9 protein-coding genes are annotated in these 12,486 nt (G+C 73.1%); all 9 read right to left on the reverse strand.

The window, feature by feature from the left end; all coding sequences use genetic code 11:
* Window positions 1-6: 6 nt before the first annotated feature.
* The 9 genes from ftsZ to KSED_RS08140 all read right to left on the reverse strand — a co-directional run bounded on the left by ftsZ (window position 7) and on the right by KSED_RS08140 (window position 12,483).
* Window positions 7-1,254, reverse strand: a complete 1,248-nt coding sequence (gene ftsZ / locus KSED_RS08100; protein WP_015779614.1) for a cell division protein FtsZ — start codon at window positions 1,252-1,254, stop codon at window positions 7-9.
* Window positions 1,255-1,524: 270 nt separating this feature from the next.
* Complete coding sequence (locus tag KSED_RS08105) at window positions 1,525-2,343, reverse strand: cell division protein FtsQ/DivIB (protein ID WP_143827361.1); 819 nt, start codon at window positions 2,341-2,343, stop codon at window positions 1,525-1,527.
* Window positions 2,340-3,896, reverse strand: a complete 1,557-nt coding sequence (gene murC / locus KSED_RS08110) for a UDP-N-acetylmuramate--L-alanine ligase (protein WP_015779616.1) — start codon at window positions 3,894-3,896, stop codon at window positions 2,340-2,342. Before murC ends, KSED_RS08105 begins: the two co-directional genes overlap by 4 nt.
* Window positions 3,893-4,993, reverse strand: a complete 1,101-nt coding sequence (gene murG, locus KSED_RS08115; RefSeq protein ID WP_015779617.1) for an undecaprenyldiphospho-muramoylpentapeptide beta-N-acetylglucosaminyltransferase — start codon at window positions 4,991-4,993, stop codon at window positions 3,893-3,895. Before murG ends, murC begins: the two co-directional genes overlap by 4 nt.
* A gap of 64 nt (window positions 4,994-5,057) precedes the next feature.
* Window positions 5,058-6,416 carry a putative lipid II flippase FtsW gene (ftsW, locus tag KSED_RS08120; RefSeq protein ID WP_015779618.1) on the reverse strand — a complete coding sequence of 453 codons (1,359 nt, stop codon included), beginning with the start codon at window positions 6,414-6,416 and terminating at the stop codon, window positions 5,058-5,060.
* Entirely contained in the window at window positions 6,409-7,995 is a 1,587-nt protein-coding gene (gene murD, locus KSED_RS08125; protein WP_015779619.1) for a UDP-N-acetylmuramoyl-L-alanine--D-glutamate ligase, read from the reverse strand. Before murD ends, ftsW begins: the two co-directional genes overlap by 8 nt.
* A complete protein-coding gene (mraY, locus tag KSED_RS08130) occupies window positions 7,995-9,071 on the reverse strand; it encodes a phospho-N-acetylmuramoyl-pentapeptide-transferase (protein WP_015779620.1) in 1,077 nt (358 codons plus the stop codon). The genes murD and mraY overlap by 1 nt, the downstream gene beginning before the upstream one ends.
* Entirely contained in the window at window positions 9,068-10,495 is a 1,428-nt protein-coding gene (locus KSED_RS08135) for a UDP-N-acetylmuramoyl-tripeptide--D-alanyl-D-alanine ligase (protein ID WP_015779621.1), read from the reverse strand. The genes mraY and KSED_RS08135 overlap by 4 nt, the downstream gene beginning before the upstream one ends.
* On the reverse strand, window positions 10,492-12,483 hold the full coding sequence (locus KSED_RS08140) for a peptidoglycan D,D-transpeptidase FtsI family protein (protein ID WP_015779622.1): 1,992 nt from the start codon (window positions 12,481-12,483) through the stop codon (window positions 10,492-10,494). Before KSED_RS08140 ends, KSED_RS08135 begins: the two co-directional genes overlap by 4 nt.
* Window positions 12,484-12,486 lie beyond the last annotated feature (3 nt).

Consider the following 12,486-nt stretch of genomic DNA (forward strand, 5'->3'; position numbering starts at 1 on the left):
CGGCCATCACTTCAGGAAGTCGGGCACGTCCAGGTCGGCCTGGCGCTGACCGGCCTGCTGGCCCTTCGGCTTCTGACCGGCGGGCTGCTGGCGCTTCTGCGGGGCCGGACGCTGCTGCGCGGCCTGCTGCGGGGGACGCTGGGCCTGCTGGCGCTGCGGCGCCGGCTGGGTGCCACCCTGCTGGGCCGGGCGCTGCACGGAGGGGCGGGACGGGCCACCGAAGCCCGCACCGAGGTGCCCACCGGCGGCATGCTCGCCGGCGGCCTGCTGGCCGGTCTGCGCGCTGGCGTCCTCGCGGGGGGTCGGCTCGCCACCGTCGAACCCGGCGGCGATGACGGTGACGCGCACCTCATCGCCCAGCGCGTCGTCGATGACGGTTCCGAAGATGACGTTGGCCTCCGGGTGGGCGGCCTCCTGCACCAGGCGGGCGGCCTCGTTGATCTCGAACAGACCCAGGTCGCTGCCACCCTGCACCGAGAGCAGCACGCCGTAGGCGCCGTCAATGCTGGCCTCCAGCAGCGGGCTGGAGATGGCGAGCTCCGCGGCCTCGACCGCGCGGTCCTCACCGCGGGCCGAGCCGATGCCCATGAGGGCCGAGCCGGCACCCTGCATGACCGACTTCACGTCGGCGAAGTCGAGGTTGATCAGACCCGGGGTGGTGATGAGGTCGGTGATGCCCTGCACACCCGAGAGGAGTACCTGGTCGGCCGAGCGGAAGGCGTCGAGCATGGTGACGCCCTTGTCGCTGATCGACAGCAGGCGGTCGTTCGGGATCACGATGAGGGTGTCGACCTCCTCGCGCAGCGACCCGATGCCGGACTCGGCCTGGTTCGCGCGGCGACGACCCTCGAAGGTGAAGGGGCGGGTCACCACACCGATGGTCAGCGCGCCCAGCGAGCGGGCGATGCGGGCCACGACCGGAGCGCCACCGGTGCCGGTGCCGCCACCCTCGCCGGCGGTCACGAAGACCATGTCGGCCCCCTTGAGGACCTCCTCGATCTCGTCCGCGTGGTCCTCGGCGGCCTGACGGCCCACCTCGGGGTCGGCGCCGGCGCCGAGGCCGCGGGTGAGCTCGCGGCCCACGTCCAGCTTCACGTCGGCGTCGCTCATGAGCAGCGCCTGCGCGTCGGTGTTGATGGCGATGAACTCGACGCCCTTGAGGCCCACCTCGATCATGCGGTTGATGGCGTTCACGCCGCCGCCGCCGATACCGACGACCTTGATCACGGCGAGATAGTTCTGCGGGTTTGCCATGGAGGGCTGGCCTTCCTGTGTCGGGCGCCGGGACGGCTGCCAGGTCTGTGTCGCCACCCCGTCCTGAACGGCAAGGGGTGAACTTCTACTTCACGGTCACACGTCGCGTGCCGCATGGTGAGGCGGATTCGCGGGAACCGTTCACCGATGAGGTGCACTGTACGCCGTCGACACCCGTCCCTGGGTCTGGCTGAACCCTATGTCGGACCATGGTCGCGCGCCACTCTCATCGTGGAGTTGAGGGTCATCCCTCGGGGGGCGCCGCGCGACTCACCCCTCGTGCACCACCACGGTCCCCCGCTGGGTGGCGTCGAGGGTCGCGCCGGGCGCCGGGGACTGCTCGGCGAGGATGGCCCGCACGCTGCGCTCCCGCTCGTGCAGGTCCGCCTCGTCGGTAACGTGGCCCCAGTGGACCACGCGACTGTCGGGCAGCAGCGTGGCCAGGCCGGACTCCGAGGCGCGGTACTCGCGCACCTCCTGCCGCGTCTCGTCCGACATCACGGCCAGGGTGCCGACGGCACGGCTGACCGCCTGGTCGGCCTGCCCCTCGGGTACGCCGTCGGCCAGCTGGAGCTCGGGCAGGGCAGGGGTGCCCCCACCCTCCTCGCCCCCGGGGGCCGCGCCGTCCGGGACGGTGGTGATCACCTCACCGCTGGAGGCCAGGACCTCCTGCTCGTCACCGCGCGCCCGGGTGGCCACGGCCTCCTCCAGCTGCAGCTCGAGCACGACCGTGCCGGTCAGGCCCCGACCCACGTCGGCCGCGGCCACACCGGGGACCTCCTCCAGGCGCTCCCGCGCCTCACTGCGAGGCAGGGTCGCCACCCGGTCCCCCACCCGGATCCCGGAGACGCGCTGCACCTGGGCCGGATCGGCCACCTGCTCCGACCACGGAGCGGTACTCGGCGGCGCCTCCACCCGGACGTCGACCGAACGCACCACCCACCACTGGGAACCGAGGGCCACCCAGGCGGCGCCGAGCGCCAGGAGCACCGCGATGAGGGCCCCCACCCCCCACCAGGCCCCCGGGCCCCCGGCGCCGGGCTCGGGACGCACCACGCGGCCCCGGCGCGAGCCGCCCGCGCGGCTCACGAGGCAGCGCGCAGGGCGTCGAGGACGGCCTGCCCCGCCGTGGTGACGTTCCCGGCACCGACCAGCAGCACGAGGTCGCCGGGCCGCGCCGACTCGACCACCGCGTCCGGCAGCTCCTCGAGGGAGCCCACCGCACGGTGGGAGGTCGTGAGCCGGTCGGCGATCAGCTGGCTGGAGACGCCCGGCAGGGGCTCCTCCCGCGCGCCGAAGACCGGCAGGAGGAGCACCTCGTCGGCGGCGTCCAGGCCCGCTGCGAACTCCGCGGCGAAGTCCCGCGTGCGGGAGAACAGGTGGGGTTGGAAGGCCACGACCACCCGGTGGCCGGTTTCGCGCGCCAGCGCCGCACCGGTGCGGACGACGGCGGCCACCTTGTCGCCGTTGTGGGCATAGTCGTCGACGACCACCACACCCCCGGCCTCACCCCGCACCTGGAAGCGGCGGCTGGCCCCGGCGAAGTCCGCGAGCCCCGCGAGGCTGGCCGCTTCCAGGGCGGGGTCCACAGGACCCTCGACCACCGTTGCGTCGGCGCCGGCAGCATCGCCCCCGGCACCGTGGGCACCCGTCGCGCTGGCGTGCACCACCACCGCGTGAGCGGCCGCGGCGTTGAGCAGGTTGTGCGCACCCGGAACCTTGACCCTCAAGTTCAGAGTTCGACCTGAGATATTATCCTGCAGAACGGATTCCCAGACCATGCCCCGGTGATCGGGAGTCCCGAGGTGCAGGTCGGGGGTGGCCTGGCCCTCGACCCCGAAGCCGTAGGTGATCACCCGCAGCCGGTCACGCTGACGGTCCGCGGCAGCCCGTGCGCCGGGGTCGTCCGAGCAGGCGATGAGCACTCCCCCCCGGGGAATGGTGGCCAGGAACTCGTCGTAGGCGCGCTGCACGGTCTCGAAGCTCCCGTAGAGGTCGAGGTGGTCCGGGCGCACGTTCGTCAGCACCGCCACCTCGGGACGGTAGGTGACGAAGGACCCGTCCGACTCGTCGCCCTCGATGACGAACTCGGGCGCGGTCCCCACCTCGGCATTGCGTCCACGGCCCACGAGCTCGGCCCCGATGGCGTAGCCGCAGTCACGACCGGCCGCCCGCAGCGCCCAGGCCACCATCGCGGAGGTGGACGTCTTGCCGTTGGCCCCGGCCACCACGATCCGGCGCCGCCCCTGCGTGGCCAGCGCCAGGGCCTGCGCCTGGTGCAGCACCGGCAGACCGCGCTCCCGGGCGGCCCGCAGCTCCGGCACGTCCTCCTTGGTGGCGCTCGAGACCACGACCGCGTCCACGTCCGCGACCCGCTCGGCGTCCCACCCCACCTGCGCGTCGATCCCCGCCTCGCGCAGGGAGGCCATCACGGGCAGGTCCGCCGGGTCGGAGCCGCTGACGGCCACCCCGCGGGCCGCGAGCAGCCGCGCGATGCGGGAGACCCCCGCCCCTGCGACGTTCAGCAGGTGGATCCGCTGCCAGGCATCCAGCGCGGGCAGCTCGGCGCGGAAGTCGAACCGCGTCGGCACCCCGGCGATCTCCCCGCCGCCCAGCGCGGCGCCCCGGGTGTCCCCGTTCATCGGACGGCCCTGCGGATCATCTCCACCATGTCCCCGGCGGCCGCGCCGGACCCCAGGGACGCCGCGGCCCGCGACATCGCCTGCAGGCGCGGCGCGTCCGTCGCCAGGGCCGTGAGCTCACCGGTCACCCACGCGGGGGTCACCGCATCGTTGTCGACCACGATCCCGCCTCCTGCCTCCACCACGTCGGAGGCGTTGCGTCGCTGTTCGCCGTTGCCGATCGGCAGTGGCACGTACACGGCCGGAAGGCCCACCGTCGCCAGCTCGGTCACGGTGTTGGCACCCGCCCGGCAGACCACGAGGTCGGCCGCCGCGTAGGCCAGGTCCATGCGGTCGCAGTACTCCAGCACCACGTAGCGCGGGCCCGGCCCACTGTCGTCGCGGCCGACCAGGGCCTGCGGCACCTTGCCGGCGCCGGTCAGGTGCAGCACCTGCACGCCGGAGGCCAGCAAGGCGTCGGCCGAGTGGGCGAAGGAGTCGTTGAGCTGGGCGGCCCCGAGCGACCCGCCGGTGACCAGCACGGTGGGCCGGTGGTCCGACAGGCCCAGGACGTCCAGCGCCTCGGGACGCAGCGCCGCGCGGTCCAGCCCGGAGATCTCCTCACGCAGCGGCATGCCCACCACGCGCGAGCCGCGCAGCCTGGTCTGGGTGAAGGTGGTGGCCACGTGGGGGGTGAGGCGCGCACCGAGCTTGTTGGCCAGACCGGCCACGGAGTTCTGCTCGTGGATGACGATGGGGATGCCGCGGTTGCGGGCCGCGAGGTAGGCCGGGGTCGAGACGTAGCCGCCGAAGCCCACCACGACCTCCGCCCCGGTCTCGTCCAGCACCCGCCCGGCCTGGTCAACCGCCCGCTTCATGGCGGCGGGGAAGCGCAGGGCCGCGGCTCCCGGGCGCCGCGGGAAGGGCACCTTGCCGATGGTGCGCAGCGGGTAGCCCCGCTCGGGCACCAGCCGGGCCTCCAGGCCCTCGACGGTCCCCAGCACCGTGATCCCCACCTCCGGGTGCTCACGGCGCAGGGCGTCCGCCGTCGCGATGAGGGGCGAGACGTGCCCTGCCGTACCCCCTCCGGCGAGGACGACCGAGGTCAGGGAAGTCATGGATGCCTCCAACGGCGTGTGTCAGGACCCGGACGCCGTGCCCGGGTGGTCGGTCGCCAGTCTCTCAGGAGCGAGGGCGCCGACGGGTGACCGCGCGCCCGCCTGTTGCGGGCTGCTTCCCACCGGTGCCAGCGGAACGAGCGCCCGCCGCCCGCGGGGAGCTCGAGCGGGTTCCGGCCGACCGGGTCGAGGCCGACCGAGCGCCGGCTGTTCGGGTGCGCGGCGAGCGGGTGCCGGACGAGCGCTTGCGTGCCCGCCCGGTCCCGGGAACCTGCGCCCGGGCGAAGGCGACGAGCACCCCCATCGCCCCCAGCGCGGCCACGAGGGCCGAGCCACCGGAGGAGACCAGCGGCAGGGGGACACCGATGATCGGCAGCAGGCCGATGACCGACCCGATGTTGATCATCGCCTGGCCCAGCAGCCACGCCATGATCCCGCCGGTGGCGATGCGGGTGAACGTGTCCCGCGTGCCGGCGATCACCCGGTAGCAGACGAAGCCGATGGTTGCGAAGAGCCCGATCACCCCGCAGGCGCCGAGCATGCCGAGCTCCTCGCCGATGACGGCGAAGATGAAGTCGTTGTGCGGCTCGGGCAGGTAGAACCACTTCTCGCGGCTGGCCCCCAGACCGACGCCCCACCAGCCACCGTCGGCCAAGGCGTACTCCCCGTGGACCTTCTGGTAGCAGTTCTCCTGGTGAGGGTCCGAGCAGTCGTTGAGCCACACCGCGATGCGCCCCATGCGGTTGCTCGAGGTCACCGCCAGCACCCCGGCCGCCGCGGCGGCGGCCCCGAGCCCGAGGCCCATCCACACCAGGGAGATCCCGGCCACCCACAGCATGCCCACGGCGACGGCCAGCAGCACCAGCGCCGAACCGAGGTCCCGCCCCGCCAGCACGAGCCCCACGCAGATCGCCACCACCGGCACGACGAAGGGCACCATCAGGTGCAGGAACTCGCGCAGCCGTGGCACCTTGTGCGCCAGCAGGTAGGCCCCGCCCAGCACGAGTCCCAGCTTGAGGAACTCCGAGGGCTGCACGGTCTGCCCACCCACGAGGATCCAGTTGCGGTTCCCCTTGGCCGCCACGCCCAGCGGGGTGAACACCAGCGCCTGCAGGGCGATCGTCACCAGCAGCGCGGGCACGGCCAACCGGCGGATCCACGCCACGGGCAGGAACGCGATCACCGCGGCCCCGGCCAGACCCAGACCCGCGAAGGTGGCCTGCTTGACCCCCTCGGCGTAGCTCGACCCGGACTCGGAGAAGGAGGTCACCGACGAGGCCGAGAGGACCATCACCAGACCCAGCACCAGCAGGGCCAACGGGGCGGCGACCGCGAGGCGCGCCACGGTGACCGGCCGCTGCAGCCAGTCGGTGAACTGTTCCCAGCGCGAGACGTGCGTCCCCACGTGCGTGGCCTCAGCCATCAGCCCGGTCGGGCCCGTCGTCCTGCCCGCCGTGGAGGCGCCGGACCTCCTGGGCGAACAGGTCCCCGCGCTCGCCGTAGTTGGAGAACATGTCGATCGACGCAGCGGCCGGGGCCAGCAGCACCATGTCGCCGGCGGCGGCGCGCGCGGTGGCGGCCGTCACCGCATCGGTCACGGCGCGGCGCGGGTCGGTGTGCTCGATGTGGTCGACGGGCACCTCGGGCGCGTGGCGGGCGACGGCCTCGGCGATCACCCGCGCGTCCTTGCCGAGCAGGACCACGGCCTGCAGCCGGTCGGCCACTGCGGCGACCAGCTCGTCGACCTCCGCCCCCTTGAGGTCTCCCCCGGCCACCCACACGATGCGGTCGCTCGCGGTGAGCGCGGCGGCCGCGGCGTGCGGGTTGGTCGCCTTGGAGTCGTCCACCCAGGTGATGCCGTCGGCCACCAGCACGGTCTCCATGCGGTGCGGGTCCGCGCGGAAGGCGCGCAGGCCGGCGCGGATGGCGGCTGGCTGCACCCCGTGCGCGCGCGCCAGGGCCGCGGCCGCCAGCGCATTGGCCACCAGGTGCGGCGCGGGGGCCACACCATCGCGGGTCAGGTCCTCGAGCGTGCCCAGCTCGGCGGCGGAGTTCTGCCGGTCGTCCACGAAGGCGCGGTCGGCCAGGACGTCCTCGACCAGACCCAGCTCCGAGAGGCCCGGGGTGCCCAGGCCGAAACCGACCGCCCGGCAGCCCTCGACGACATCGGCCTGCTCCACCAGCGTCCGTGTGACCTCGTCCTGCACGTTGTACACGGCGGCCACCTGGGCGTTGTGGTGGATGCGCCCCTTGTCCCCGGCGTAGGCCTCGATGCTGCCGTGCCAGTCCACGTGGTCGGCCGCGATGTTCAGGACGCAGGACGCCTCCGGGGAGACGGTCCAGGTGTGGTGCAGCTGGAAGCTGGAGAGCTCCACGGCGATCGCCCCGAACCGGGTGGGGTCCAGGATCGCCTCCATGATCGGGGTACCGACGTTCCCGGCGGCCACGGCGCGCTCGCCGCCCGCCTCGAGCATCGCGGTGAGCATGCGCACCACCGTGGTCTTGCCGTTGGTGCCGGTGACGCAGAGCCACGGAGCGGCGCCCTGCGACGGGCGCATGCGCCAGGCGAGCTCGACCTCGCTCCACACCGGGATCCCGGCACGCCGGGCGGCCTCCAGCAGCGGTGTGGAGGGGCGCAGGCCCGGGGAGGTGACGACCACCTCGGCCCCCTGCTCGTCCAGCGCCTTTGTACACGCGGCGACCGCGTGGTCCCCGGTGGCGAACCAGCCGGCGGCGGCCTCCCCGGTGACGAGCTCGGCGCCCAGGATGCCCAGCAGCCGGGCGCGCTCGGCCAGCTGGGTGCCGGGCTCGGGCTCCTTGCCCTCCAGCACCGTGACCCGGGCCTGCTGCTCCAGCAGGGCATCGGCCGCGGCGAAACCGCTGACCCCCAGACCGACGACCACCACTCGCAGCCCGGCCCAGTCGGCCTCCCGGCAGGTCAGGCGTCCGCCCCGCGGCTCCGGGCTGGCGAAGCCCGTCTCCAAGGGCACCAGCCCCGCCATCAGCGCACCAGCCAGTCGGTGTAGAACAACGCCATGCCGGCGCCGACGAACAGGCCGCCGAGGATCCAGAAGCGGATCACGACGTTCACCTCGGGCCAGCCGAGCATCTCGAAGTGGTGGTGGATGGGGGTCATCTTGAACACGCGCTTTCCGGTGGACTTGAACGAGCCCACCTGGATCATGACCGAGATGGTCTCCATGACGAAGACACCGGCGATCACGACGACCAGCAGCTCGGTGCGGGTCACGATGGCCACGCCGGCCAGTGCCCCGCCCAGGGCCAGCGACCCGGTGTCACCCATGAAGATCTTGGCCGGGGAGGCGTTCCACCACAGGAAGCCGATGCAGGCACCGGCCACCGAGGCGCAGATGACCGCGACGTCCAGCGGGTCGCGGACGGTGTAGCAGGCCCCGGTGTCCACCATCGAGCAGTTCTGGGAGAACTGGAAGAACGCGATGAGGGTGTAGGCGGCGAAGACGATGGCTGCCAGACCGGTCAGCAGCCCGTCCAGTCCGTCGGTGAGGTTGGTGCCGTTGGACATGCCGGCGATGATCAGCCCGGCCCACAGCACGAAGAGCAGCACCCCGCCGACGGCGCCGGCGGCAGCCAGGTCGAAGGGGGTGTCGCGCACCCACGAGATGGCGGTGCTCGCCGGGGTGGCCCCGTCGGCGTTGGGGAACTGCAGCGCCAGCACCGCGAACACGGTGGCCACGGTGAACTGGGCGATGAGCTTCTGCACCGAGGTCAGGCCCAGGTTGTGCTTGCGCGCGATCTTCAGGTAGTCGTCGGCGAACCCGATGGCGCCCATGCCGACCATGAGGAACATGAGCAGCACTCCCGTCCAGGACGGCGGTTCCCACCGGGCCAGCAGGGCCGCGACGTAGCCCAGGACCGCGGCGACCACGATCACGAACCCGCCCATGGTGGGCGTGCCGAGCTTCACGTGGTGCGAGGTGGGCCCGTCGTCCCGGATGTACTGCCCGTAGCGCTTGGACTGCAGGTAGCGGATGAAGGCGGGCATGCCCAGGAGCACGACCAGCAGCGACACCGCTGCCCCGACGACGACGCCGATCACGCGACCACTCCTGCGACCTGGTCACCGAGCACGCGCATCCCGGAGTCCCGGGAGGACTTGAACAGGACGACGTCCTGGTCCACCAGCTGGTCCTCCAACACGCTGCGGGCCTCCTCGGAATCGTGCACGCTGATCACCACGGGCCCATCCTGCCCTGCCGCGGTGGAGACGTCGTGGACTCCCTCGCCGATGGGTGCGGCCGTGTCGCCCACCACCAGAACGACGTCCACGCCCACCTCGGCGGCGTGGCGCCCCACCTCACGGTGTCGTGCCGCAGAGTCCGGGCCCAGCTCGAGCATGCCGGCCAGCACCGCCCAGGTGCGGCGGCCGTGTGCCATGTCACGCAGTGCGGTGAGGGCAGCCCGCATCGACTCGGGGTTCGCGTTGTAGCCGTCGTTGATGACCATCACCCCGTCGGGGCGCTCGGTGACCTCCATGCGCCAGCGACTGATGGCCTCCGCGCGGGACAGGGCGGCCACCGCATCGGCGGTGTCCACACCCACGTGCCGGACGGCCAGGAGGACGGCCAGGGCGTTGGCGGCCATGTGGGCCCCCCGCACCCGCAGGTGCACCGGGTGGCGCTCGGTCCCGCCCTGCCCGCGCACGGCCACGGTGAAGCGCGCCCGGCCGGCCTCGTCCAACGCGAGGTCCTCGGCCCAGGCGGTCACGGACTCGTCACGGACGGCCCGGTCCGCATCGAGGGAGAAGTACTGCACCTCACCCGAGGTGACGCGCTCCGACATGGCCGCCACCAACGGGTCGTCGGCGTTCAGGACGGCCAGCCCGTCGGCCGGGAGCCCCTCGACGATGGCGGCCTTCGTGTCGGCGATCCCCTGCTGGCTGCCGAAGCCCCCCAGGTGCGCCGACCCCACGTTGAGCACGATGCCGACGCGCGGCGGCGCGATGGCCGTCAGGTACGCGATGTGGCCGGGCCCCGAGGCGCCCATCTCGGCGACGAGGTACTCCGTGGTGGGCTCGATCCGGCACACCGTCAGCGGGACGCCCACCTCGGAGTTGTAGGACTCGATGGGGGCGATGGTGGGCCCGGCCTCGGCCAGCACCTGCCCCAACAGGTCCTTGGTGGAGGTCTTGCCCGAGGAGCCCGTCACCGCGACGACCTGCAGGTCGGGCAGCTCGTCGACCATCCAGCGCGCCAGGCGGGCGAAGGCCTCCTGCACGTCCGGCACCAGCACGTACGTGCCGGGGACCTCGCGCTCCGCGAGCGAGGCGACGGCACCGTTCCCCAGTGCAGCCTCGACGAAGTCGTGGCCGTCGGCGCTCTCTCCACGGCGGGCCACGTAGAGCGAGCCCGCCTCGGCCAGGCGCGAGTCGGTCACGACGGGGCCCGTGAGGACCAGCTCCCCGTCACCGGCGAGCGTGCCGCCCACCACCTGGGCGAGCTGTCGGGTGGTCAGCTGGATCACGGGGTCTGCTCCTGGGGTTTGGACGGGGTCGAGCCTGCATTCTCCCCCGACTCCGGGGAGGGGGACGCACTGCCATCGGCGCCGGTGGTCGTGGCCGGGGCGGAGCCGCCGGCGTCGGGCTCCTCGGACCCCGCGGAGGGCCCGGACCCGCTCGGGCCACCGGAGGAGTCCTCGCCCACCAGGTCGTTGGGGTCGTAGCTCAGCGGCGGGTACTCGGCCTCCCGCGACGAGGGCGCCACGCCCTCCTGGCGCAGGGCGAACCCCATCAGCTCGGAGAAGACCGGCCCGGCGACCACACCACCCCAGGGGGACACCTCGGGCTTCTGCACGGTCACGCTCACCACCAGCTCCGGGTCGTCGGCCGGCGCGTACCCGGCGAAGGACGCGGTGACGCCGTCGTAGCCGCCCTTCTCGGGGTCGTAGCGCTGGGCCGTGGAGGTCTTGCCGGCCACGGCGTACCCGGGGACGGCCGCCTGCGGGGCGGTGCCCTCCTCGGTGGGGACGGCCGTGAGCATGCGCGACACCGCATCGGCGGTCTGCTCGCTGACCACGCGCGTGCCCGCATCGCGCTCGGTGGGCTCCCACTCGCCGCCCTCCTCGCGGGTGGCGGCGACCAGGCGCGGCTTCACGCGCACGCCGTCGTTGGCGAGCGTCTGGAAGACCGTGTTCTGCTGGATGGCGGTGGCCGAGACGCCCTGGCCGAACATGACCGTGAAGTACTGCGTGTCGCTCCACGTGTCCGGGTCGGCGAGGATGCCGGACGACTCACCGGGGAAGCCCAGCCCCGAGCCCTCCCCCAGCCCGAAGCCCTTCATGTAGTCGTGGAGGCGGTCGCGGCCGAGCTCCTCACCGGCCATGATCGTGCCGATGTTGGAGGAGGTCGCCAGCGCGCCGGCGAAGGTCAGGTAGCGGTTGCCCGGGAAGTCGTGGGAGTCCTTGAACTCCTTGTCGGCCCGCGGCAGCCGGTTGGGTACCACGAGCTTGGTCTCCGGGGCCACCAGGCCCTCCTCCAGTGCGGCCGCGGCCGTGATCACCTTGCCGGTGGAGCCGGGCTCGAACACCTCGGTGAAGATCGGGTTCTGCCGGTCGCGGGGGTCCTCGACCTTGCCCTTCGGGTCAAACCCCGGGTAGGAGGCGGCCGCGAGCACGTCGCCGTTGGTGCGCTGCACCACGGCCGTGCCGGAGAGGCCGCCCATGTCCTGGACGCGCTTCGCGAGCAGCTCCTCGGCCTTGAACTGGATGTCGGCGTCGATGGTGAGCTGCACGTCGCGGCCCGACTGGGCCTCGCTGATGTCCACCGCGGTGGTCGCGATGCGCCCACCGGTGGCCGACCGCTGGTAGGCAATGGTGCCCGGGGTCCCCGACAGGGTCTTCTCCGCCACGGCCTCGATGCCGCCGGAGCCCACCTGCTGGGCGTTCACCCAGCCGATGAGGGGCGCGGACGTGGAGCCCAGCGGGTAGGTGCGCACGCTGGAGGGCTCGGAGCGCACGCCCGGCAGCCGGAGCTCCTGGACCGCCCGCCAGTCGGTGGGGGTGACGTCCTTGGCCACGTAGAGGAACCGCCCGGGAGCGTCTTCGATCCGCTTCTGGAGCTCGGCGGCGTCGAGCTGAAGGACCTCGGCCAGCGCCTCGGCGCTGCCCTGGGCCCCGGAGTCGAGTCCCCGCTTCTCGCTTCCCTTGAAGTCCCGCAGCAACTCGGGGTCCGCGGTGACGTGCCGGGTCGAGACGCTGCGAGCGAGCACGGTGCCCGAGGAGTCCGTCACCGCGCCGCGCAGTGCCGGGACGCGCTCGGTGTGCATGCGCGAGGCCATGGCCGTCTCGGCGAGGGCCGGCCCGTCGAGGGCCTGCAGGCGGAAGAGCTGGCCGACGAACAGCGTGAACACGAAGGTGGCCACCACCAGCAACCAGCGCGCACGGCGGACCGGGTGCCCGGGCGCCGCGCTGCTGGTCCGGCGCCGGGAGCGGCGACGGGTCTGGGTCACGGTCATGCG

This window comes from Kytococcus sedentarius DSM 20547 (assembly GCF_000023925.1).
Taxonomy (GTDB): domain Bacteria; phylum Actinomycetota; class Actinomycetes; order Actinomycetales; family Dermatophilaceae; genus Kytococcus; species Kytococcus sedentarius.